Source organism: Pseudomonas phoenicis (assembly GCF_047302395.1).
In the GTDB taxonomy this organism is placed as follows: Bacteria; Pseudomonadota; Gammaproteobacteria; order Pseudomonadales; family Pseudomonadaceae; genus Aquipseudomonas.
Genome location: NZ_CP154852.1, coordinates 3,302,289 through 3,326,774, shown reverse-complemented (window position 1 = coordinate 3,326,774; position 24,486 = coordinate 3,302,289). Strand labels below are relative to the sequence as shown.

The window sequence follows — 24,486 nt, the reverse complement described above, 5'->3', positions numbered from 1 at the left end:
TTGGAGCGACTTCAGTCGCGATGGCCTGCACCGCAGGCCCAACCTGGCCATCGCAACGTGCCAAAGGGGGGCAGTTTCGTCCGAGCGGGGCCGGCTGCGCCGGCCATCGCGACTGAAGTCGCTCCAACAAGGAATGCCTATGCGACAGGCATGCATTAGCCTGCGTGTGGCCGGTTCGATGTTCCTATCAGCTGCAATTGCCTCTACCGCAAGCACGCGTCAACCACAGTGGTATGCCAGTAATCAGCACAATACGCATTGGCACGCTACCCGCCACTTTTATCGGCTTATAACAGATCGTTCTAAAACTCATACAAATCCGACAGGTCACTAACCAGGTGCCCGCTTTTGGAGCACACCCCCTCCCCAACGGAAAAACCGGTAAGGACTTATGTGCGGATTAGCTGGTGAGTTACGTTTTACCCCTATTGGCCAAACGCCTCGGCCTGCGGACCTCGCGGCCGTGGAACGCATCACCCACCATCTCGCCCCTCGCGGCCCGGATGCCTGGGGCTTCCATAGCCAAGGGCCGATCGCCCTGGGCCATCGCCGACTGAAGATCATGGACCTGTCCGACGGCTCGGCGCAGCCGATGCAGGACAGCACCTTGGGCCTGTCGCTGGCGTTCAACGGTGCCATCTACAACTTCCCCGAACTGCGCGAAGAGCTGCAGGCGCTGGGCTACACCTTCTGGTCCGACGGCGACACCGAAGTGCTGCTCAAGGGCTACCATGCCTGGGGCGAAGCGCTGTTGCCCAAGCTCAACGGCATGTTCGCCATCGCCATCTGGGAGCGTGACAGCCAACGCCTGTTCCTCGCCCGCGACCGCCTGGGCGTCAAGCCCCTGTACCTGTCGCGCAACGGTGAGCGCCTGCGCTTCGCTTCCACCTTGCCCGCGCTGCTCAAAGGCGGCGACATCGACCCGATGATCGACCCGGTGGGCCTGAATCACTATCTCAACTTCCACGCTGTGGTCCCGGCTCCCCGTACCCTGCTGGCCAACGTGCAAAAGCTCGAGCCCGGCACCTGGATGCGTGTCGAGCGCCACGGTGAAGTCGAACGCAAGACCTGGTGGACCCTGCAATACGGCCCCACTGCCGAGGAGCGCGATCTCACCTTGGAAGACTGGACCACCCGCGTGCTCGACGCCACCCGTGACGCCGTGGCCATCCGCCAACGCGCGGCGGTGGACGTCGGCGTGCTGCTGTCGGGCGGCGTCGATTCCAGCCTCCTGGTCGGCTTGCTGCGCGAAACCGGCGTCGAAGACCTGTCGACCTTTTCCATCGGCTTCGAAGACGCCGGCGGCGAGCGTGGCGACGAGTTCCAGTACTCGGACCTGATCGCCAAGCACTACGGCACGCGCCACCATCAGTTGCGCATCGCCGAACACGAGATCATCGACCAACTGCCCGCCGCGTTCCGCGCCATGAGCGAGCCGATGGTCAGCCACGACTGCATCGCCTTCTACCTGCTGTCGCGGGAAGTGGCCAAGCACTGCAAGGGCGTGCAGAGCGGCCAGGGCGCCGACGAGCTGTTCGCCGGCTACCACTGGTACCCGCAAGTGGACGGCGCTGCCGATCCCTATGCGGCGTACCGCGCCGCCTTCTTCGACCGCAGCTACGCCGAATACCGCGACACCGTGCAGGCGCCGTGGGTGCTCGAAGGCGATGCCGCCGGCGACTTCGTGCGCGAACACTTCGCCCGCCCCGGGGCGCAGGCCGCCGTGGACAAGGCCCTGCGCCTGGACAGCACGGTGATGCTGGTCGACGACCCGGTCAAACGCGTCGACAACATGACCATGGCCTGGGGCCTGGAAGCGCGCACACCCTTCCTCGACTACCGTCTGGCCGAATTGTCGGCACGCATTCCGGCACGTTTCAAACTGCCCGACGGCGGCAAGCAGGTGCTCAAGGAAGCGGCGCGGCGGGTCATTCCGCATGAGGTGATCGACCGCAAGAAAGGCTATTTCCCGGTACCGGGCCTCAAGCACCTGGAAGGCGCGACGCTGGGCTGGGTGCGTGACCTGCTCACCGACCCGAGCCAGGACCGCGGCCTGTTCAACCCTGCTGAAATCGACCGCCTGCTGAGCAATCCGCAAGGCCAGCTCACCCCACTGCGCGGCTCCAAACTGTGGCAGTTGGCCGCGCTCAACCTGTGGTTGAGCGAACAAGGAATCTGATCGATGAAAGCCCATGAAACGGCCTATGGCCAGCGTTTGCTGCGTGGCCAAGCGCCCTCCTATGAGCGCTTGCAGGCGCGTCTGGCCGTCGATGGCAGCGAACCCCACGACCAGCCACGTGCCCTGCATTGCGGCTGGGGGCGATTGCTGATCGGTCATACCTATCCCGATCCGGCCTGTCTGGCCCAGGCGCTTCAGGAAGAGCGACCGGGCGAGCGCGACATCGCGCTGTACGTCGCCGCGCCCCAGCAGGTGTTGGCCCAAGCGCCCCACCAACTGTTCCTCGATCCCTCGGACACCCTGCGCTTGTGGTTCTCCGACTACCGCCCGGCGCAGCGCGTGTTCCGCGGTTTTCGCATCCGCCGTGCGCAGAACGAGGCCGATTGGCAGGCCATCAACAGCCTCTACCAAGCGCGCGGCATGCTGCCGATCGACCCGCAGCGCCTGACGCCACGCCACCTCGGCGGCCCGGTCTACTGGCTGGCCGAAGACGAAGACAGCGGCGCGGTGATCGGCAGTGTAATGGGCCTGAACCACCACAAGGCCTATGCCGACCCCGAGCACGGCAGCAGCCTGTGGTGCCTGGCGGTCGACCCGCAGTGCAGCCGTCCTGGCGTCGGTGAAGTGCTGGTGCGCCATCTGGTCGAACATTTCCAGAGCCGCGGTCTGGCTTACCTCGACCTCTCGGTGCTGCACGACAACCGTCAAGCCAAGCGCCTCTATGAAAAGCTCGGCTTCCGCAACCTGCCGACTTTCGCCGTCAAGCGCAAGAACGGCATCAACCAGCCGTTGTTCCTCGGCCCCGGCCCCCAGGCCGAGCTCAATCCCTACGCGCGGATCATCGTCGACGAAGCCCATCGCCGTGGCATCGAGGTGCAAGTGGACGATGCCGCCAGCGGTCTGTTCACCCTGAGCATGGGCGGCCGCCGCGTGCGTTGCCGCGAATCGCTCAGCGACTTGACCAGTGCCGTGAGCATGACCCTCTGCCAGGACAAGCGCCTGACCCAAAAGGCCCTGCACAATGCCGGGCTCAAGGTGCCGGTGCAGCAACTGGCCGGCAATGCCGACGACAACCTGGCCTTTCTCGAAGACCACGGCGCGGTGGTGGTCAAGCCCGTCGATGGCGAGCAGGGCCAGGGCGTGGCGGTCAACCTCACCACCCTCGAAGATATCGCCCAGGCGGTGGAGCATGCCCGTCGATTCGACAGCCGCGTGCTGCTGGAAAGCTGCCACCCGGGTCATGACCTGCGCATCGTGGTCATCGCCTACGACGTGGTGGCAGCCGCGATCCGTCATCCGGCCCAGGTGCTCGGCGATGGCAGCCACAGCGTCAAGGCGCTGATCGAGGCGCAGAGCCGTCGTCGCCAAGCGGCCACGGGCGGCGAAAGCCGCATTCCCCTGGACGAAGAAACCGAACGCTGCATCCGCGACGCGGGGTTCGACTACGACAGCGTGTTGCCCGCCGGCCAGCGTCTGGCGGTGCGCCGCGCCGCCAACCTGCACACCGGCGGCACGCTGGAAGACGTGACCGCACGCCTGCACCCGGCCCTGGCCGACGCGGCAGTCCGCGCTGCCCGCGCGCTGGACATTCCGGTGGTCGGCCTGGACTTCATGGTGGCCGATGCCAGCCAGCCCGACTACGTGATCATCGAAGCCAACGAGCGGGTGGGCCTGGCCAACCATGAGCCACAGCCGACCGCCGAGCGCTTCGTCGACCTGCTGTTCCCGCACAGCCTGGCCCCCCTTTGATAGCCGTAAGGAGTTCCGACAATGGCTGAACGTCCACCCGAACCCGATCTGGACTACATGAAGCGCGTGCTGCTGGAAATGCTCGCCATCCCCAGCCCCACCGGCTTCACCGACACTATCGTGCGTTACGTGGCCGAACGTCTCGAAGAACTGGGCATCCCGTTCGAGCTGACCCGCCGTGGCACCATCCGCGCCACCTTGCAAGGGCGGCAGAATTCGCCGGACCGCGCGGTGTCGGCGCACCTCGACACCATCGGCGCCAGCGTGCGCCAAGTGCTGGACAACGGCCGCCTGGCATTGGCCCCGGTCGGCTGCTGGTCGAGCCGCTTCGCCGAGGGCAGCCGGGTGAGCGTGTTCACCGACACCGGTGTGTTCCGCGGTAGCGTATTGCCACTGATGGCCAGCGGGCATGCCTTCAACACGGCCATCGACCAGATGCCGGTCAGTTGGGAGCATGTGGAAGTGCGCCTGGATGCCTACAGCGCCACCCGTGCCGATGCCGAAGCCCTAGGGGTCAACATCGGCGACTTCGTGGCGTTCGACCCCCTGCCCGAATTCACCGAAAGCGGCCATATCAGCGCCCGCCATCTGGACGACAAGGCCGGGGTCGCAGCCTTGCTGGCGGCGCTCAAGGCCGTCGTGGAAAGCGGCCGCCAGCCGCTGATCGACTGCCACCCGCTGTTCACCATCACCGAGGAAACCGGCTCGGGCGCCGCAGGGGCTTTGCCTTGGGACGTCAGCGAGTTCGTCGGCATCGACATCGCGCCGGTGGCACCCGGCCAGTCCTCGAGCGAGCACGCGGTGAGCGTAGCCATGCAGGACTCCTCCGGGCCGTACGATTACCACCTGTCACGCCACCTGCTGAACCTGGCGAACGAACAGGAACTGCCCGTGCGCCGCGACCTGTTCCGCTACTACTTCAGCGATGCCCATTCGGCGGTGACGGCGGGCCACGACATCCGCACGGCGCTGGTCGCGTTCGGCTGCGACGCCACCCATGGTTACGAGCGCACGCACATCGACAGCCTGGCGGCACTGAGCCGCCTGCTGGCCGGCTACCTGCTCAGCCCGCCGGTGTTCGCTAGCGATTCGCAACCGGCCAGCGCATCGCTCGAACGCTTCAGCCATCAGTTGGAGCACGACGCGCAGATGGAAAGCGACACGCGGGTGCCGGCAGTGGACAGCCTGGTGGGGCAAAAGCCGTGACTCCTACGCAGGGCTACGGCCTTTCACGTAGGATGGGGCGACCTTTCCTTCATTAGCAGCCGACCTATGCTGATTCCATACGATCAACTCGAAGCTGAAACCCTAACCCGGCTGATCGAAGACTTCGTCACCCGCGACGGTACCGACAACGGCGACGATACGCCCCTGGAGACCCGCGTGTTGCGGGTTCGCCAGGCGCTGGCCAAAGGGCAGGCGTTCATTTTGTTCGACGTGGAGAGTCAGCAGTGCCAACTGCTGGCCAAGCATGACGTGCCGCCTGAGTTGTTGGGGTGAGGTGAACGTCGAAGTGGGTTGGGCTGAGAGACGTCGGGACCGCTGCGCGGTCCATCGCGGCTGAAGCCGCTCCTACAGATGACGGGTAGGCTCATGTTGATTTTTGGCAGCTTCCATCGCTGCTGAAGCCGGCCCACAGGGCCTCGGGTAGATTTATGTGGGTTTTGCCGCGATGGGGCACGCAGCGGTGCTTGCGACGATTCACCGTGAAGTGCGCTCGCGCGTGCTGTCGACGGGCACTTCCCCTTCTTCACACCGGTGCGCCTGGATGCGCCGATAAATCTCCGAGCGGTGCACATCGACATGCCGCGGGGCATTGACGCCCAGTCGCACTATACCGCGCTTGACGTCCACCAACTTGATGACGATGTCGTCACCGATGACCAGGGACTCGCCGATTTCTCTGACAAATACCAGCATGTTGTCCTCCAGCAGCCGTAAAAAAATGCAGACTGCCGGGGTAAAGTTGCCCTCTCAATAGATGGGCGCTAAAAGAGACGTTTCCTACAAGCCAGGGTAAATCCCCCTACAGACTTCACCCATCAACGGGGATCGCGCCGAGCGCGCATCTTCACCGCCATTTCGGTCATTTCGCTGTAGATCCGCTCGGGCGCCTGGCACTTGACCTGCCAGGCCGCACGTCCTGCCTCGTGGGGCAGGATCAGGAAGTCGCCGGCTTCGATGCCGGCATGGATGCACTGCGCCACTTCGGCGGCATCGATGGGCGAGCTTTGCAGCAGTTTGCCGACCTGGTCTTTCATGGCCGGGTCCGGGCCGCGGAAGGAACTGAGCAGGTTGGTCTGGAAGAACGAGGGACAGACCACATGCACCGCCACCTGCAACGGCCGCAACTCCACCAGCAGGCTCTCTGACAAGGCCAGCACCCCAGCCTTGGCCACGTTGTAGTTGCTCATGCCCGGCCCTTGCATCAAGGCCGCCATCGAGGCGATGTTGACCAGCCGTCCCCGGCTGCGTTCGAGCAACGGCAGAAAGGCTTTGCAGCCCTTGACCACGCCCATCAGGTTGATCGACAGCTGCCAGTCCCAATCCTCCAGCGACAGCTCGGCGAAGAACCCACCCGACGCCACGCCAGCGTTGTTGACCGCGATGTCGATACCGCCCAGCTCCGCCTCGCAGCGTTGCGCCAAGGCGGTCAACTGGCTGTAGTCGCGCACGTCGCAATGCTGGACGAAGCCATCGCCGCCCACCTCGCGCACCTGTCGCAGCGTTTGCCGGACACTGTCCTGATCGATGTCGGCCAGGGCCAGTCGCCAGCCCTCACGGGCCCAACGCAAGGCGATTTCGCGCCCCAGCCCCGAGCCCGCGCCGGTGATCATCATTCGCTTGTGCATGCCGCGTGCCTCGACGCAGTGGATGTGCGAGCAGTCTAGCCAACTCCGCCTCCTGGGCCGCTAACGATCAAGGTGCTGAATAAAGCGGCATGAAACGCAAGTGGGGTGACAATTGGATAAAACTTTCTTCACGGCCCATCGGTCGGAATTTACAAGCGGCCAAACTTGATGGAACACCGGACGCTCGACGTTCCCCAATCATTCGTTCACGCAAGGATTCAACCATGACCACGATCCTCATCATCGTCCTGATTCTGCTGCTGGTAGGCGGCCTGCCAGTGTTCCCTCACTCCCGCTCGTGGGGCTACGGTCCGTCCGGCATCATTGGCGTGATCCTGGTGGTCCTGCTGATCCTGCTGGTGCTCGGCCGGATATAACGGCTTGCAGGGGCGGCCGGTCGGTGCCACGACCACCCGCCCCATGCATCGAAACGGCCCCGGTCGCCTATCGCGCCTTACGAGATGTAAGACGCATCGGCAAGACCGGGGCCGTTTCGCACTTGAGCATCGCTGGGCGGGTACGCTGTAGGCAGGTCTTCACCCAATGCCTGCTCCAACGCCGTTTGCACAGCCCACACGGCCTCGCGAAGGCACTCCACCCAATCGCTCAACTCGGCGGATGTAACGCCCGGCCGTCCACACGCGCGTTCGACCCGCTCGCACAGGCGTACCAGCCGCTGCGCCTTGACCATCCTCGCGCCACCCTTAATGCGATGGGCCTGTTCGGCAAGGCCGCGCTGGTCGCCGACCTTGGCCAATTCGCAAAATCGGGTCACGTCGCGATCGTTGCTTTCCAGCAAATCGTCCAGCAATCCTTTCAACGCGCCCTCCCGTCCGTCTGCCAGCCGCAACAGGCTGGAAAGATCGGCCACCGGTTCGCTGCCATCCGCGCCAGGCTCGGCACCTTCCACCTTTTCCGGCACCGCTTCCAGGGCCTGGCGCAGGCTGGCCATGCTCAGCGGCTTGAATAGGCAGTCGTCCATACCCGAGGCCAGACAGCGTCTGCGTTCGCTGGCCAGCGCATTGGCGGTGAGGCCGAGAATGCGGCAACGCGGCAGACCATGGCGCCGCTCGTGCAGGCGGATGGCGCGGCTCAGCCCATGACCGTCGAGTACCGGCATGCGGCAATCGGTGATGAGCAGGTCGAACGGTTGGCTCATCCACAGGCGTAGCGCCTCGGCGCCCTGCTCGGCCAGGCTGGCCCGATGGCCCAGATGGTCGAGCTGATTGGCCAGCAGCAGCCGGTTGGCGGGGTAATCGTCGGCCACCAGCACCCGCAGTGTGCGCCGTGGCGCTTCTTGAACGACCCGGGAAGACGACTCGGCCTCGAGCAGCACTGGGCCGGCGGCTCGATCGACCAGCAGGTGCAGGGCGATCCGGGTGCCCTGCCCCAGCGTGCTGCTCAGGGTCATGCTCGCCCCCATCAGGTCGCTCAGGGTACGGCTGATCGACAGTCCCAGGCCTGCGCCGCGGCGGGTGCCACGGTCCTGCTGGCAGGCCTGCCAGAACGGCTCGCCCAAGCGCGCCAGATCGGCTTCGGCGATACCGATGCCCGTGTCTTCGACGGTCAGCGTCAAGCCCAACCGGCCGTGCTCGGGCCGCAGACGCAAGGCGGCGCGCACCTCGCCCTGTTGGGTGAACTTGATGGCATTGCTCAGCAAGTTGGCGAGGATCTGCTTGAAGCGTACCGGGTCGAGCAATACGGGGGTCTGCACCTCACCCTCGAACACCAACGACAGCGCCAGCCCCTTGCCCTGGGCCTGCTGCTGGAACAGGTGCACCACGGCCCCGGCTTCGTGGGCCAATTGGACCGGCTCCAACCTCAGTTCCAGATGCCCGGCCTCGATACGGGTCATGTCGAGGATGTCGCCGATCAAGGCCAATAGCCCACGTGCCGCGTCGCAGGCCACGGCGATCGACAGCCGGTCGAGCACGCCCTGCTCGGCCTTGCCCAGGGCCAGCTCCAGCGTGCCCAGTACGGCGTTGAGTGGGGTACGGATTTCGTGGCTCATGGTGGCGAGGAAGTGGCTCTTGGCCTGGTTGGCGCGCTCGGCCTGTTCCTTGGCGCGCTGCAGCTCGGCCTGCAGGTGATGGCGCTCGGTGACGTCGATCCAGCCGGCGATCACGCTGGCCTCGGCGTGCCCGCCCAGGCATGGCAGCATCCAGTGGTAGAAGGTGCGCATACGCCCGTCGGCCAGGACCACGTGGCGGTCTTCGACCTGCACCTTGCCGCTGCCCAGCACTTCGCGCCAGCCCCGCTGCCAGGCCAGGTGCGGCATGCAGCCGAGCAACTGGCCGACCACCTCTTCGCGGCTCACGCCCAGGGTTTCCAGATAGCAGCTGTTGCAGGTCAACAGACGCCCGTTACGGTCGCACACATACAGCGGGTGGGGCGTGCCGTCGATCATCACGCGCATGAACTGCAACTGGTCGGCCAGCGCTTGCTCGGCCTGCTCGCGCACGCGCACCAGGCGGCGCAGATAGCGCACCCAGACCAGCGCCAGAACCAGCAGCACGGTCACGGCCATGGCCCCCTGCAAGACCTCGCGGCGATGGCGATGCCAGAAGTTGTCGCTGACGATCAGCTCGCCCTGCCAACGCCAGGCCATGCTGTCGAGTTCCTGGGGCGCCAGGCTGGCCAGCGCCTTGTTGAGGATCGAAATCAGCTCGGATTCGCCGTGGCCGGTGGCCAGTGCAATGTGCGCCGGCGGCAGACCCAACCCGCCGACGATCCTGAAGCTGCCGGGCGCCAGCCTTTGCAGCAACACACGGGCGCTGACCAGCGGCACGATCGCCGCTTGCGCGCGACCGTTGACCACCTTGAGCACCGCATCCAGCGGGCCAAGGCTCGGCACGCGCTCGATGCTCGGGTATCGCTCACCCAGGTACTGGTTCGGCCAACCGCTGGCCAGCACCGCCACCCGCTGCCCTTGCAGAGCGGCCAGGTCGTCGATGACCGGGCCGCCGGGCGGAGCCACCAGCACTCTGGCCGTGGTCAGGTAGGCACGGCTGAAGGTCAGCGCAGCCTCGCGACTGGGGCTGGGGGTCAGCGCAGCGACGAGATCGGCGCGGCCCTGGCGCACATCGTCGACCATCTGCTCCACCGTACCGCCGGCGGCCAGCTCGAACTCCAGCCCGGTCATGCGCCCGATGCGTTGCAGCACGTCGACGCTCAAGCCCTTGAGCTGACCGTCGTCGCTCTGGTAGCTGAGCGGCAGCATCTGTTTGCCAAGCAATACACGAAGCCGTGGATGACGCTTCAGCCAGCGCTTTTCAGCAGCGCTCAAACGCAAGGGCGCAGGTTCCACCAGCGGTTCTACGAAAGGCACCCAGCGTTGGCGAATGCGCGCGTGCTCGGCTGACGGTACCTCGCTCAGCACCTGGTCGATCGAGCGGCCCAGGGTCGGTTGCGTAGTCAGGGTGGCGAAACCCACCGCCTGGCTGCTCCAGCCAGGGCATTCGCGGACCCGCAGGCGCGTGCCCGGGCCGCGACCGACCAGATAATGGCTCTCCAACGCGCCGCCCAGGAAGGCATCGGCCTGTCCGAAAGCAACGGCAAGGATGGCCTCGCGGGCCGTGGCGTACGGTACGAGCTGGGCGTTGGGATAGTCGCCGCGGACCTGCTCGGGCGGCCGGTAGCCCTCGCGCAGGGCGAGGCGCAGCACGGCGTCGCTGGCGCAGCCGATGCGCCGCTCGTCGTCGACCACCAGCCGTGGTACGTCTTGGGCGTAGGCCAACGACAAGCGCAGGCCGGTCCGTTGGGCCTGGGCCTGACCCACACCGCCCAAGGCATCCACCCGCCCCTCGCGCAGCGCGGCGCCGGCCTGGTCCATGGACGCAAAGACATGCACTTCGATCGGCAGTTGCAGAAATTCGCCTAGCAGCCCGGCGTAGTCGGCCGTGATGCCTTCGTACTCCTGGCCGGGGCCGATCAGGTCGAAGGGAGGATGGTCGGCGCGCAGCACTCCCAGGCGCAGGTTGCGGCGCGCCCAGAGCCAGCGCAGCTGCTCGTCGTCCGGGTAGGCCAGCGTGCGGCCCAAGGAGGAGCGGCCCAACAGGGGCGGGTGTGCCTCCTCGCTCCAGCCCAGGGGCATACACAGCAGCAGCCAGAGCAGCAGCCCGGCGCTCTGCAGCAGACTAACCACGGTTCGCGTCGATCACACGATTCCGTTACGCCTGGCCAGATCGGCCAGGTCGATCAGGGTGTTCACGCCCAGTTTCTGCAACAGGCGTGCTTTGTAAGTGCTGACGGTCTTGTTGCTCAGCAGCATCAGCTCACCGATCAGCTTGTTGCTCAACCCTCGCGCCAGGTATTGCAGGATCACCATTTCGCGGTCGCTGAGGTTGGCCAGGCAGTTGATCTCGGACGTCTGCATGTCCTGGCGGCGCACCGAGCTGAACAGCACATCGGGAAAGTAGGTGTAGCCCGAACGGATGGCCAATACCGCCTTGCCCAACTCGGACAGATCGTCGCTCTTGCACACGAAGCCCACAGCCCCTCCCTTCATGCAGCGCAGCGAAAAGGTATCGGCCAGATGCGAGGTAAGCACCAGCACCTTGGGCGGCGCGTCCAGTGCCCTGATACGTTGCAGCACCTGCATGCCATCGAGGCCGGGCAAGGCGATGTCGAGCACCACCAGATCAGGCCTGTGCTCTTTGATCAGGTGCAGGGCATCCACGCCGTTGTCGGCCTCGCCCACCACCTGCACCTGCTCATGGCCGAGCTGCAGGCGGACACTGGCGCGAATGAAGGGGTGGTCGTCGACCACCAGGGCTCTGTACATATCCATGCTCCACTAGCGGTTGCGTCGGCTCAGCGGTCGAAGGCCAAGTCCTGGGTCTTGTCGCCTTCCTGCAATTGCAGCTTGTAGGTGCGCCCAGGCTGGGCGGGCAGCTCGCGCTCGCGGCCGGGCAGCAGGTGCAGCTTGGTCGCAGTGGCGCACTCCAGCCCTGTGGGCGCGCAGTGGCGCAGGTGGTCGAGCACCACCGTGGCATTGCCCAGGTTACGGATGTGCAGGCGCCCTTCGCGCATTTGTATGGGCGTCTCGAAGTGGGTGCGTTCGGGGCGCACGAACAGCAGCGTGCCGTAGCCGGCCAGCAGCTGCACGCCAGCCTTGAGCGTGTCGCCGTAGGCTTTGGCTTCGGCCGCGCTGAGGGCGAAACCATCGCCCTGCTCGGGCAACACCGGAATGAAACGCAAGCGGAAGTAGCGCTCGCGCTCGCGCTCGCCACGGTACAGCAGGCGCATCGCCTGCGTGCCGTGGGCCGGCACGATCAGCCGTGCCGGGCTGACGACCAAGCCGCGCTCGGGCAGCGGCAATTTGTCGAGGTCGATCTCGCGCGGTTTGCCCTGTGCGTCGTAGACCAGTTCGATTACGCTGACCTTGACGAAGGCCGTGGAATCGCCGCCGTTGCGGATACGCTTGAGCAGCGTGCTGGAGCCAGCATCCAGATAGTCGTACAGCGCGCCGACGTTGAGTTGCGGCGCGGCCGTCGCCGGCCAGGCCACTGCCAGCGCGGCCAGCCATATCAGACACCTACCCAAAGCCATGCACCCTCCTCATTGATAGCAAAAAAACATCACCGACGCATTGTTACGAACGGGCGGCGAAATGGATGCCAGAAATGTCTCAAAGAAAAAGAGAAATTTCTGATGGCGGTTTACAGATCAGCATCGAATACCACCGTCACATCCCCGCGGTAGGTACTCCCAGGATCGCGCACCATTTCGTCCACGCCTGCTTTATCCACCATGAAGTGCAACTGGCTGCGTTCGTCGGCCATCGCCGTCGACTGCTCCACTCGAAGGGGTGCTGCGCTCATGTGGGGGATAGGTACTCGATCGATCGGCGCGTTGCCCATCGTCGCCGTACGCGGCAACGTCAACGCCACCTGTACCGGGACTTGCCGGCCTTGCGCGTTGCGGATCGCACATTGGTCTGCAAGTTGATGTTCGCAACGCCTGAAGACGCTGAAGGGGCCTGTGGACCAGAGGAAGAATGGGAGGTCGCGGTGCAGCTTGGGCGGCGCTCCGCGGCCTGCCATCCACGCCTGCCATCCGCCAGGCGGCTCAAGCACAGCCTCTTCGAAGCGAGGCGGAAAACGAATGTCGAGGGCGTGCTCGACATTGAGTTCGAAATGCACGGTCAGGGTCGAATCGTTGAGCTGGCTGACGTTGTTGCCCGGGTCGATGTCCAATCCCGGACCGATCCGGTAGACCACGCTGCCGCGGTAGAGGCCCTGGCGCATCCGATTGGGGTTGGGCAACAACAGGCGATAACCGATGGAAGACGATTCGACCGTTGCCTCGTAGCGGTCCCCGGCCGAGGCTTCGAGTGAGTCCGAGTAACAGGCACTCGGACTGTTCGGGTCGGTGATGCGCCATGCGTAGTAGCTCCAACGGGCGACCGAGGGATCGTCCGTAGGCTCATCATAACCACTGCTCAATTCGGTGCATCCGCCCCTCAGGTCACCGGCATCCGCAGGTGGGTTGCTGGAGTAGCTCCACATGCTCTGGCCGATGGCCGAGAACATCAGATCGAGGGTATGGGTTTCCCCCCGATCATTACTGACGGTGACCTTGCGGCTGCCTGGCAGTTGGATGTAGTACCGGTCTCGCACATTCGGCGCGTACGCCACGCTGATCTTGTGGTATTTGATCGGCAAACCGACGGTTTGCATGCCGTTGCACATCTCGGGCACCTCACTGCACCAGCCGGACGGGGGTGTCGTGTTCTCGAATTCACGGTCCACGCCCGCGATGTACCTGGCGGTGATTAAAACGTCCGCCGCCTGCACGCCCCCAGCCTCGACCATCAGCGCCAGTCCCATGGCGGCGAGCCACCGGACCGGGAAATGCTCATGCTTCATCGCAGTGCTCCACACGAAAAAAATATTGGAAGCGCGGCAGCCTCGCTGCGCACGCTCAGCCCTTACCGGGCGCATACGACCCACGGGTCGAGAGCAGCGGGGATTGCGCGCAGGTCAGATCACCGGCCAGCACCGTTTGGCGTTCCAGGGTGTAGCGCGCCAGGTCCAGCTCGAACTGACACAGCGACCGGCTGCCCTGGCGCACTTCCAGCGAAGGCGAGGCTTGACTCATCTGTACGGCGAAATAGCCGTCGGCCTCGGTGACGCTGCGGCTGGCGTGGTTGATCACCGCCACGCCCGGCATACCTTGTCCTTGCTCATCCACGAGCCGCCCCAGCACGGTGAGGGTGCGCAGGATGCGCACCTGCTCGAACGCCACGGCGCCGCGGTTGAGGTGATAGTCGACCGTGGAGGGTTGGATGACCGCCACCGGGTCGTCCTGGCCGGCGAAATCGAACTCCACGTTGCCGGCCTTGTAAGCGGAGACGGGCACCACATTGCGCCCCGGTCTCAGGCGGGTGCTGGCGCCTTGGCTGTCATAGGCACGCAGTTCCAGGTCCGGCAGGTCGGTGTCCACATCGACGATCAGACCGGCGTCCTGAGGAATGATCTGCCCGCTCAAGGCCACCGCGCCACCGCCCACCGCCACCAGGCTCTGCAGGTTGAAGCCGCCGCTGAACCGGCCGCTGTAGGACGAGCGCTGGGCGAAGGCATCGCCATACAGGTGCTGGTTGTGGAACTGCAGGTTGCTTGCCAGGCCCATGCCATAACGGTCGAAGCTGGCCGTGCCGGACACCGTGCGCAAAGCGCCCAGCTCGACCTTCTGTTGGTAGGTCAACGCGGCGTTCTGGTCACGGCCGCCGTCGCGCGACGTACGGCTGCCGAAGGTGGCACCGATCCGTTGGCCGGGAGCGCCCAGGCTCATGCTCACGCTCAGGTTGACGCCACGGTCGCGGGCGTTCGCCGTGCTGAGGGTGCCAGGCCGGTCGAACAGCGACACCCGCCAGTTGGCGTCAGAGCCCAACAGTTTGCCGTAGAAGGCCCAGCCCAGATCGATGCCCAGCCCTGCGGACGCGCCGCTGCTGTGGGCCAGGCGTAGCGTGGCGGTACTGCGGTTGCTCAGGCGCCGGTTCCACGACAGCGAGGCCTGGGTCACGTCGCCTTGATCGTGATACGACCCGCGCCGCCCCCGCCCGACCAACACGCGGCTGCGACTGAAGCTGGCGACCCACGAACCCAGGTCCTGGTCGTGGATCAGTTGCAGATCGTAGCCGCTGCCCTGGCCGGAGGTCTGGTACAGGCTACCGTAGAATTTCAGCCGCTCGCGGATATCCCAATCGAGCGAGGCGCCATATTGTTGGGTCTGCTCGACCTGCTGCGCGGACAGGCCCAGGACGGCAGTGGGATGCAGCAGGTAGTTGGTCAGCACCCCGGCGCTCAGGCGCGCGTCACGGTCGTCATCCCAGTTGCTCAGCAGCGTGGAGCGCTGCCCCAGGTAGAGGTTGTAGCGCCAGCGGTTGTCGAGATTGCGCCAGGTGCTGGGTTTGTAGACGAATTCCTGGGTGCGCGCGGTTTGCTCGCCGTCTTCGATCAAGCGCACTTCGACCTCGTAGATGCCGGACGGCAGCACGCGGGTGTCGAGGGTCTGCAAGCCCGGCTGCACGGATTGGCTGTTGATCAGTACGCCGTTGCGGTACAGCTCGACGATGCCGGGTCGGTTGGGCGTCACGTAGATCGGTGTGGTGCTGGGCTGGCCCGCGTCGATCAGCAGGCTGTCGCTGCTGCCCAGCATCACCCCGAGGGTGGTTTGCGGGCTGTTGCCATACAGCCTGGGCTGGCGGGTCAGGCCTTGCCCATCGGGTGTGAAGTAGCCGAGGCGATAGAAACGGTCGTCGATCACGCGCTCGGCGTACAGCTGGTCGAGGCGGTGGCGCGTGCCTTGCCGATACCCACTGCTGCGGTCCACTTGCGCTTGCGCCAGGGTGCTCCAGGCGCCCAGGCTGCCCTGGCCCTGCAGCGCGTAACGGCCGGTGGTGCCGTTGCCGCCGTCGACCAGATTGAGCTGGTTGCGCAGCAGCAGACCGTAGCTGCCGTCTTCCGGCAAGGTGTGATAACGCGGCGCCTCGCTTTGTTGTTCGGCATTCTCGGTGAGCAGGGACAGTTGCGAATTGACCAGGCTGTAGTGGATGGCTTTGAGCTTGTCAGGGCAGTCCTGGCGGCAGTCGCCCAAGGGCCGGCCGGCATTCAGCCGCGCCTGCCAGCGGCGGCGTACGGTAGCCGGTTCCCGACTTTCCCGCACGTCGGTGAACTCCAGCAGTTGCACACGATCGTCGCGCGACAGCACCACCATGGCGTCGCCCAGGTAGCGGCCGTCCAGATCGACCCTGACCGCCAGAGGCACGTCGAAGAAATGCGCTTCGAAACCGCTGGGCAGCCCTTGGGCCGGCACCAGGTCGCCGAGCACGCCGGCGCCGGCCGGGCCGCAGCCCAGCCAAGCGCCCAGACACAGGCAGGCGCACAGCGCGCCATGCCGGGAAGGATAGAGAGGGAATCTGGCCATCTGGCTGTCCGTTGGCAGTGCCGATCCTGGGATCGCGAGCGCGCGCGAAGCGAGGACCGGCAGTGACGGATTGAAGGGGATCTAGGTGAGCCGGCTCAAGGCCCGGCGGTTTCGAACACCATGCTGACCAAGCCGTGATAATCGCCGGGTTCGAAGTTGCCGGTTTTCGGTTTTTTGGCCGCGATCTGGAAGCCGACGATCGCGCCGCCGCTGGCCTGGGCGGCAGGCACCACAGTGGCGGCGGTAGTGGCCAGCGAGGTGCCGGCGACCTTGACGTCCAGGTCGATGGAGTTGGCGCCACTGGAAATGACCGGATTCGAGACCAGATAGGCCGAGATGTCGCCCACGGTGCTCATGACCTGCAATTGCTTGTCGATGGTGTCGAACCCGCCTTGGAACGAGTTCCACGGCAGCTCCTGTGGATCGTTCATCCAGCCGCCACCGACCGGCTCGACATAGAACGCGGCCGTCGGAACGGTGGCGATGACCTGCACTTGCTTCTCGATGGGATCGGCCGCCAGCGCGGCGGTGGCGCTGAGCAAGGCCAGAGGAAGGGCCAGAAGGATGCGTTTCACGAATTCAATCTCCTTGAAGGGGCCTGCAAGCACGGTGCAGGCTGTACGTCAGCCCGGCGAAATGCCGTCGACACAAGGATTATTCGTAAAAGGCTGTAAGCGTGGACCCAGACCCTTCCCAAGGACGTGCGGAAATTTCCCAAGGCTTGCCGATGCGCAAAACCCGGATGCAAAAACGCCCCGCAAGCGGGGCGTCAAGCATTACCCAAACGCAATGCCGATCAGTGCGACACCGCGCCACTGGCGCCAAGGCCGGTCTGCGAGCGTACGAACTGCGGGAAGAACAATGCGCGCTCTTTTTCGGCAGCCGCGGACTTGTCGGTGATCGAGAAGAACCAGATGCCGACGAAGGCGATGACCATGGAGAACAGCGCCGGGTACTCGTACGGGTAGATGGCCTTCTCATGCCCCAGGATCTGCACCCAGATGGTCGGGCCGAGGATCATCAGACCCACCGCGCTGATCAGGCCCAGCCAGCCGCCGATCATCGCGCCGCGCGTGGTCAGCTTCTGCCAGTACATCGAGAGCAGCAGCACCGGGAAGTTGCAGCTGGCCGCGATGGAGAAGGCCAGGCCCACCATGAAGGCGATGTTCTGGTTCTCGAACAGAATGCCCAGGCCGATGGCCAGGATGCCCAGGGCCACGGTGGTGATCTTCGAGACGCGGATTTCATCCTTGTCGTTGACCTTGCCCTTGCGCCATACGCTGGCGTACAGGTCGTGGGACACCGCCGAAGCACCGGCCAGGGTCAGACCGGCCACCACCGCGAGGATGGTGGCGAAGGCCACCGCCGAGATGAAGCCCAGGAAGATGCTGCCGCCCACGGCATCGGCCAGGTGCACCGCCGCCATGTTGTTGCCGCCGAGCAAGGCGCCTGCGGCGTCCTTGAAGGCCGGGTTGGTGCTGACCAGGAGGATCGCGCCGAAGCCGATGATGAAGGTCAGGATGTAGAAGTAGCCGATGAAGCCGGTGGCGTACAGCACGCTCTTGCGCGCTTCCTTGGCGTCGGACACGGTGAAGAAGCGCATCAGGATGTGCGGCAGGCCGGCGGTGCCGAACATCAGCGCCAGGCCCAGGGAGAAGGCCGAGATCGGGTCCTTGACCAAACCGCCCGGGCTCATGATCGCCTCACCCTTGGCGTGCACCTTGATCGCTTCGGAGAACAGCGTGTTGAAGTCGAAGCCTACGTGCTTCATCACCATCAGCGCCATGAAGCTTGCGCCCGAGAGCAGCAGCACGGCCTTGATGATCTGCACCCAGGTGGTGGCCAGCATGCCGCCGAACAGCACGTACAGGCACATGAGGATGCCGACCAGGATCACCGCGACGTGGTAGTCCAGGCCGAACAGCAGCTGGATCAGCTTGCCGGCGCCGACCATCTGCGCGATCAGGTAGAAGGCCACCACCACCAGCGAGCCGGAGGCCGACAGGGTGCGGATCTGCTTCTGCCCCAGGCGGTAGGAGGCCACGTCGGCGAAGGTGTACTTGCCCAGGTTGCGCAGGCGTTCGGCGATCAGGAAGAGGATGATCGGCCAGCCGACCAGGAAACCGATGGAGTAGATCAGGCCGTCGTAGCCGGAGGTGTACACCAGCGCGGAAATCCCCAGGAAGGAGGCTGCCGACATGAAGTCACCGGCGATCGCCAGGCCGTTCTGAAAGCCCGTGATGCGCCCACCCGCAGCATAGTAGTCGGCGGCGGAACGGTTGCGCTTGGACGCCCAGTAGGTGATCCCCAGCGTGAACAGCACGAAAGCCAGGAACATGGCGATGGCCGCGACGTTCAGCGGCTGCTTGTGCACTTCGCCGGTCAGGGCGTCGGCGGCGCTGGCGAACGGAGCCAGGGTGGCGCCGGCCAAGGCCAGCAGTGAAGCGGAAAGGCGCATCATGGCTGCACCTCCCGGAGCACGGCTTGGTTCAACTCGTCGAATTCGCCGTTGGCACGGCGTACGTAGATGGCCGTGAGGATGAAAGCGGCGACGATCAACCCGATCCCCAGCGGGATGCCCCAGGTGGTCGAAGAGCCGGAACTGAGCTTGGCGCCGAGCAAGTGCGGTCCATAGGCGATGAGCAGGATGAAAGCCGAATACAGCCCGAGCATGATGCCCGAGAGGATCCAGGCGAAGCGCTCGCGCTTGCGCACCAGTTCCTTGAAGCGCGGACTGTTCTGTATCGAGAGATAAATGCTGTCGTTCATTGTTTTTGTCCTAGCAGCACAGATTAGGGAATACCCGTGTCAACTTTAGGCGCAGCGGTAAAGGCAACCAGACGACCTTAGTCTTAGATGCAACAGTGTCTTGCGCCTTATGTAACAAACGCCGTTACCAACGGTGCCCATTCCCCCCGACAATGCCCTGACCTATGGAGAGCCCTAACCTGTGGGGGCGGCCCTAATTCTGTGGGAATGGCCCCAACTCTGTGGGAATGGCCCTAACCCTGTGGGAATGGCCCTAACCCTGTGGGAGCGGCTTCAGCCGCGATGGCCGGCGACGCCGGCCCAACGGCCCCTAAGCCATCTACCCGGCATCACCCCATCGCCTGGATCAGGGCTGCTAAGCAGCCCATCGCGGCTTAAGCCGCTCCCACAGGTCGGTCATTGTGCTTTCGGTGACGGCGTCCCCCTTCCGGAAATACCGAGCCGGCCGCTTCCTACAGACCTTCGTCGAACCTGACGCGCATGCCCCCGACGTGCCAGACTCGCGCCTTCCGAACCGACCGTTCCACTGCCCTGCGGAGTTTTCATGTCGTTGTCCAGCGGGCTGATCGCCGTCGTCGCCCTCGCCTACATGGCCATCATGTTCGCCATCGCCTTCTATGGCGACCGGCGCAGTACCCCCCTGCCCCCGCGCCTGCGCGCCTGGGTCTACAGCCTGTCGCTGGCGGTGTACTGCACCAGTTGGACCTTCTTCGGCGCTGTCGGCCAGGCCGCCGAGCAGCTGTGGGCGTTCCTGCCGATCTACCTGGGGCCGATCCTGTTGCTGATCGGCGCGCCCTGGGTGGTGCAGAAGATGGTGCTGATCAGCAAACAGGAAAACATCACCTCCATCGCCGACTTTATCGCCGCCCGCTACGGTAAGTCGCAGAGCCTGGCGGTGGTAGTGGCGCTGATCTGCCTGGTCGGCGTGCTGCCCTACATCGCCTTGCAGCTCAAGGGCATCGTGCTCGGCGTGAACCTGCTGATCGGCGCCAGTGCCGACGCCACCGGTACGCGGGTACAGGACACCGCCATGGTGGTGTCGCTGGTGCTGGCGCTGTTCGCCATCGTCTTCGGCACGCGCAGCCTGGACGTCACCGAGCACCACCGCGGCATGGTCCTGGCCATCGCCTTCGAGTCGCTGGTCAAGCTGCTGGCGTTTCTCGCGGTCGGCGTGTTCGTGGTGTTCAACCTGTACGACGGCTTCGACGACCTGCTCGGCCAGGCGCGCCAGTCGCTGCACCTGGAGCACTACTGGCAGGAAACCATCAACTGGCCGTCGATGGTGGTGCAGACCTGCGTGGCGATGATGGCGATCATCTGCCTGCCGCGGCAGTTCCACGTCACCGTGGTGGAGAACATCGACCCGCAGGACGTGCGCATGGCGCGCTGGGTGTTCCCACTGTACCTGGCGCTGGCCGCGCTGTTCGTGGTGCCCATCGCCCTGGCCGGGCAGATGCTGTTGCCTGGCACGGTGATGTCCGACTCGTTCGTGATCAGCCTGCCATTGGCCGAGGCACATCCCAGTCTGGCCCTGCTGGCCTTCATCGGCGGCGCCTCGGCGGCCACCGGCATGGTCATCGTCGAGGCGGTGGCGCTGTCGACCATGGTCTCCAACGACATGCTGCTGCCCTGGCTGCTGCGTCGCAACAACGCCGAGCGCCCGTTCGAAGTGTTCCGCCACTGGATGCTCTCGGTGCGCCGCGTGACCATCGTGGTGATCCTGTTGCTGGCTTACGTCAGCTACCGCCTGCTGGGCTCCACCGCGAGCCTGGCGACCATCGGCCAGATCGCCTTCGCCGCCGTCACCCAACTGGCCCCGGCCATGCTCGGCGCGCTGTACTGGAAACAGGCCAACCGCCGCGGCGTATTCGCCGGGCTGGCCGCCGGCACCTTCCTCTGGTTCTACACCCTGGTGCTGCCGATCACCGCCCACAGCCTGGGCTGGTCGCTGGCGCTGTTCCCAGGGCTGGAATGGTTGCACGGCAACCCGCTCAACCTGCCGATCAGTCCGCTGACCCAAGGCGTGGTGCTGTCGCTGGCCGGCAACTTCACCTTGTTCGCCTGGGTATCGGTGCTGTCGCGCACGCGCGTGTCGGAGCACTGGCAGGCCGGACGCTTCATCGGCCAGCAGAGCAGCGCCCGCCCGGGTCACCGCTCGCTGCTGGCGGTGCAGATCGACGACCTGCTCAACCTGGCGGCGCGCTTCGTCGGCGAGGAGCGCGCGCGGCAGAGCTTCATGCGCTTCGCCGCCTTGCAGGGCAAGAGCTTCAACCCCAGCCAGAACGCCGATGGCGACTGGATCGAGCACACCGAGCGGTTGCTGGCCGGGGTGCTCGGCACCTCGTCCACGCGCGCCGTGGTCAAGGCCGCCATCGAAGGTCGCGACATGCAGCTCGAAGACGTGGTGCGCATCGCCGACGAAGCTTCGGAAGTGTTGCAGTTCAACCGCGCGCTGCTGCAAGGGGCGATCGAGAACATCAACCAGGGCATCAGCGTGGTCGACCAGAACCTGCATCTGGTGGCCTGGAACCGCCGCTACCTGGAGCTGTTCAACTACCCCGAAGGCTTGATCGGCGTGGGCCGGCCGATCGCCGACATCATCCGCTACAACGCCGAACGCGGACTGTGCGGCCCGGGCGAGGCCCAAGTGCACGTGGCGCGGCGCCTGCACTGGATGCGCCAGGGCCGGGCGCATACTTCCGAGCGGCTATTCCCCAACGGTCGGGTGATCGAGCTGATCGGCAACCCCATGCCCGGCGGCGGCTTCGTCATGAGCTTCACCGACATCACGCCGTTCCGCGACGCCGAGCAGGCGCTCAAGGATGCCAACGAAAGCCTCGAGCAACGGGTCGCCGAGCGCACCCATGAGCTGTCGCAACTGAACCAGGCGCTGTCAGAGGCCAAGAGCCATGCCGAAGCGGTCAGCCAATCGAAGACGCGCTTTCTGGCGGCGGTCAGCCACGATCTGATGCAGCCGCTCAATGCCGCACGACTGTTCTCCGCCGCACTGTCGCAGCAAGACGACGGCCTGACCGACGATGCCCGGCAACTGGTGCGGCACCTGGACAGCTCGCTGCGCTCGGCCGAGGAACTGATCAGCGACCTGCTGGACATCTCGCGTCTGGAAAACCGCAAGATCACCCCCGACGTGAAGCCATTCGCCCTGGGCGAGCTGCTCGATACCCTGGGCGCCGAGTTCAAGGTGCTGGCGGCGGAGAAACAGCTGGAATTCCGCCTGCGCGGCAGCCGCCTGCGCGTGGCCAGCGACATCAAGCTGCTGCGCCGGGTGCTGCAGAACTTCCTGACCAACGCCCTGCGCTATGGTCGGGGCCCGATCCTGCTGGGCACGCGGCGCGAGGGCGAGCTGCTGTGGCTGGAGGTGTGGGACCGCGGTCCGGGCATCGCCGACGACAAGCTGCAGGTGATCTTCGAGGAATTCAAACGCCTGGACAGCCACCAGACCCGTGCCGAGAAGGGTCTGGGTCTGGGCCTGGCGATCGCCGACGGCCTGTGCCGGGTGCTCGGCCATCCCTTGCAGGTGCGTTCATGGCCCGGCAAGGGCAGCGTGTTCCGCGTCGGCGTGCCGATCTCCCGCGCGCCCGCCGCTATCGCCGCGCCCTTGCCGGAGCAGGCGGGTCAGCCGTTGGCAGGCTTGCAAGTGCTGTGCGTGGACAACGAAGACAGCATCCTGGTAGGCATGACCAGCCTGCTGGGGCGCTGGGGCTGCCAGGTCTGGACCGCCCGCAATCGGGCGCAATGCCAGGCGCTGCTGGAGAACGGCCTGCGCCCGCACCTGGCGCTGGTGGATTACCACTTGGACGAGGGCGAGACCGGCACGCAGTTGATGGCCTGGTTACGCACGCGGCTCGGCGAGCCGGTGCCGGGGGTGGTGATCAGTGCCGATGGGCGCAGCGAAACCATCGCCCAGGTGCATGCCGCAGGGCTGGACTTTCTCTCCAAACCGGTGAAGCCTGCGGCGCTGCGGGCCTTGCTCAACCGTCATCTGAGCCTGGTGCATTGACTTCCTGGGTCAAGGCGCGCTCCAGCAGATCGGCCGGCAGGCTTTTGCTGGCGCGCGCGCCGAGCAGCTTGAGCTGTTCGCTGCGGCTGATCAGATTGCCGCGCCCTTCGCACAGTTTGTTGCGCGCCGCCGCATAGGCTTTGTCGACCTGTTGCAGACGGTTGCCGAGCTCGTCCAGGTCCTGGATGAACAACACGAACTTGTCGTACAGCCAGCCGGCGCGCTCGGCGATCTCGCGGGCGTTCTGGCTCTGCCGCTCCTGTTTCCACAGGCTGTCGATCACCCGTAGCGTGGCCAGCAACGTGGTGGGGCTGACGATCACGATCTGCTTGTCGAAGGCTTCCTGGAACAGATTCGGCTCGGCCTGCAAAGCCGCCGAGAAGGCTGCCTCGATCGGTACGAAGAGCAACACGAAGTCGAGGCTGTGCAGCCCTTCCAAGCGGTTGTAGTCCTTCCCGGAAAGGCCTTTGACATGGCTGCGCAGCGACTGCACGTGCTGCTTCAGCGCCGCCTGGCCACGGCTGCTGTCCGACTCGCTGACGTACTGCTGGTAAGCGGTCAGGCTGACCTTGGCGTCGACGATCACCTGCTTGTTGCCCGGCATCATGATCAGCACGTCGGGCTGGAAGCGCTCGCCGTCGGCGCTCTTCAAGCTGACCTGGGTCTGGTATTCGCGGCCCTTTTCCAGACCCGCATGCTCGAGCACCCGCTCCAAGATCAGCTCGCCCCAGTTGCCCTGGGTCTTCTGGCCTTTGAGCGCCTGGGTCAGGTTGGTGGCTTCGTCCGACAGGCGCTGGTTGAGCTGTTGCAGGCGCTCCAGCTCCTTACCCAGCGAGAAGCGTTCGCGGGCTTCTTGCTGGTAGCTTTCCTCCACGCGCTTTTCGAACGCGTGGATGCGTTCCTTGAGCGGGTCGAGCAACTGGCCCAGATGCTGCTGGCTGGTCTGGGCGAAGCGCTGTTCACGCTCGTCGAAGATCTTGGTGGCCATTTCGGCGAACTGCGCACGCAGGGTGTCGCGGGCCTGTTGCAAGTCTTCCAGGCGCTGCTGATGGTTTTCCTGTTGTTCGCGCAGCTCGGTTTCCAGGCGTGCAGCCTGGGCTTCGAGACGACGCAGTTCGGTTTCGCGGCTGACACGCTCCAGGTGCCAGGCGTGGGCGGCATCGCGAGCGTTGTCGCGCTCGATCTGCAGCAGCTCCACTTCGCGCTGCTGGGCGGCCAGATTGGCCTGCTTGAGCGCGTTGGCTTCGCTGAGGTCGCTGATCTCGTCGCGGGTGGCGTCCAACTGGGCTTGCAACCCTTCCTGGGCCAGTTGCGCGCTGCCCAGGCGCTCTTCGGCCATGGCCTGGTCGGCCTGTGCCCTGGTGAGCCGCCGCTGGATCTTCAACGCCCAACCCAGGCACGGCACGGCGGCCACGATGAAGCCCAGCAGAATGCTGGAAAGGTCAACGGCCATGAGGGCTCCCAATGCTTGCCAGTGAAAAGCCGCC

Annotated in this window: 17 protein-coding genes; 6 read left to right on the top strand and 11 right to left on the bottom strand. The window is 65.2% G+C overall.

Annotated features, from left to right (window positions below; translation table 11 throughout):
• The first annotated feature begins 391 nt into the window (after window positions 1-391).
• From AA0Z93_RS14935 to AA0Z93_RS14920, 4 genes are all read left to right on the top strand, one after another.
• Entirely contained in the window at window positions 392-2,179 is a 1,788-nt protein-coding gene (locus AA0Z93_RS14935; protein ID WP_413048133.1) for an N-acetylglutaminylglutamine amidotransferase, read from the top strand.
• Window positions 2,180-2,182: 3 nt separating this feature from the next.
• Window positions 2,183-3,928, top strand: a complete 1,746-nt coding sequence (ngg, locus tag AA0Z93_RS14930) for an N-acetylglutaminylglutamine synthetase (RefSeq protein WP_413048134.1) — start codon at window positions 2,183-2,185, stop codon at window positions 3,926-3,928.
• A 21-nt stretch (window positions 3,929-3,949) separates the two neighbouring features.
• The gene (locus AA0Z93_RS14925) at window positions 3,950-5,134 is read left to right on the top strand and encodes an osmoprotectant NAGGN system M42 family peptidase (protein WP_413048136.1); all 1,185 of its coding nucleotides are present in this window, start codon (window positions 3,950-3,952) and stop codon (window positions 5,132-5,134) included.
• A gap of 66 nt (window positions 5,135-5,200) precedes the next feature.
• On the top strand, window positions 5,201-5,428 hold the full coding sequence (locus AA0Z93_RS14920; RefSeq protein WP_296268855.1) for a YheU family protein: 228 nt from the start codon (window positions 5,201-5,203) through the stop codon (window positions 5,426-5,428).
• 201 nt (window positions 5,429-5,629) lie between these two features.
• Here AA0Z93_RS14920 and csrA read toward each other — a convergent pair whose 3' ends face one another.
• A complete protein-coding gene (gene csrA, locus AA0Z93_RS14915) occupies window positions 5,630-5,848 on the bottom strand; it encodes a carbon storage regulator CsrA (RefSeq protein ID WP_413048137.1) in 219 nt (72 codons plus the stop codon).
• 122 nt (window positions 5,849-5,970) lie between these two features.
• Window positions 5,971-6,780, bottom strand: coding sequence for an SDR family oxidoreductase (locus AA0Z93_RS14910; RefSeq protein WP_413048138.1), 810 nt, complete (start codon window positions 6,778-6,780; stop codon window positions 5,971-5,973).
• A gap of 224 nt (window positions 6,781-7,004) precedes the next feature.
• On the opposite strand from AA0Z93_RS14910, the gene AA0Z93_RS14905 reads away from it, so the two are divergent.
• Window positions 7,005-7,157, top strand: a complete 153-nt coding sequence (locus tag AA0Z93_RS14905) for a DUF3309 family protein (protein WP_296268858.1) — start codon at window positions 7,005-7,007, stop codon at window positions 7,155-7,157.
• A gap of 77 nt (window positions 7,158-7,234) precedes the next feature.
• On the opposite strand, the gene AA0Z93_RS14900 is transcribed toward AA0Z93_RS14905, so the two are convergent.
• From AA0Z93_RS14900 to AA0Z93_RS14865, 8 genes are all read right to left on the bottom strand, one after another.
• A complete protein-coding gene (locus tag AA0Z93_RS14900) occupies window positions 7,235-10,924 on the bottom strand; it encodes a transporter substrate-binding domain-containing protein (protein WP_413048139.1) in 3,690 nt (1,229 codons plus the stop codon).
• Between the two features lie 12 nt (window positions 10,925-10,936).
• Window positions 10,937-11,563, bottom strand: coding sequence for a response regulator (locus AA0Z93_RS14895; protein WP_413048140.1), 627 nt, complete (start codon window positions 11,561-11,563; stop codon window positions 10,937-10,939).
• Between the two features lie 29 nt (window positions 11,564-11,592).
• Window positions 11,593-12,330, bottom strand: a complete 738-nt coding sequence (locus tag AA0Z93_RS14890; protein ID WP_413048141.1) for a molecular chaperone — start codon at window positions 12,328-12,330, stop codon at window positions 11,593-11,595.
• Window positions 12,331-12,440: 110 nt separating this feature from the next.
• Window positions 12,441-13,649 carry a hypothetical protein gene (locus tag AA0Z93_RS14885; RefSeq protein ID WP_413048142.1) on the bottom strand — a complete coding sequence of 403 codons (1,209 nt, stop codon included), beginning with the start codon at window positions 13,647-13,649 and terminating at the stop codon, window positions 12,441-12,443.
• Between the two features lie 55 nt (window positions 13,650-13,704).
• Entirely contained in the window at window positions 13,705-16,209 is a 2,505-nt protein-coding gene (locus AA0Z93_RS14880; protein ID WP_413048143.1) for a CS1-pili formation C-terminal domain-containing protein, read from the bottom strand.
• Between the two features lie 95 nt (window positions 16,210-16,304).
• Window positions 16,305-16,784 carry a CS1 type fimbrial major subunit gene (locus AA0Z93_RS14875; protein WP_413048144.1) on the bottom strand — a complete coding sequence of 160 codons (480 nt, stop codon included), beginning with the start codon at window positions 16,782-16,784 and terminating at the stop codon, window positions 16,305-16,307.
• 221 nt (window positions 16,785-17,005) lie between these two features.
• A complete protein-coding gene (locus AA0Z93_RS14870) occupies window positions 17,006-18,667 on the bottom strand; it encodes a cation acetate symporter (RefSeq protein ID WP_413048423.1) in 1,662 nt (553 codons plus the stop codon).
• A complete protein-coding gene (locus AA0Z93_RS14865) occupies window positions 18,667-18,978 on the bottom strand; it encodes a DUF485 domain-containing protein (protein WP_413048145.1) in 312 nt (103 codons plus the stop codon). The genes AA0Z93_RS14870 and AA0Z93_RS14865 overlap by 1 nt, the downstream gene beginning before the upstream one ends.
• Window positions 18,979-19,522: 544 nt before the next feature.
• On the opposite strand from AA0Z93_RS14865, the gene AA0Z93_RS14860 reads away from it, so the two are divergent.
• On the top strand, window positions 19,523-22,999 hold the full coding sequence (locus AA0Z93_RS14860; protein WP_413048146.1) for a NahK/ErcS family hybrid sensor histidine kinase/response regulator: 3,477 nt from the start codon (window positions 19,523-19,525) through the stop codon (window positions 22,997-22,999).
• On the opposite strand, the gene rmuC is transcribed toward AA0Z93_RS14860, so the two are convergent.
• On the bottom strand, window positions 22,971-24,338 hold the full coding sequence (rmuC, locus tag AA0Z93_RS14855; RefSeq protein ID WP_413048424.1) for a DNA recombination protein RmuC: 1,368 nt from the start codon (window positions 24,336-24,338) through the stop codon (window positions 22,971-22,973). The two genes, AA0Z93_RS14860 and rmuC, sit on opposite strands and share 29 nt — an antisense overlap.
• Between the last annotated feature and the right edge of the window lie 148 nt (window positions 24,339-24,486).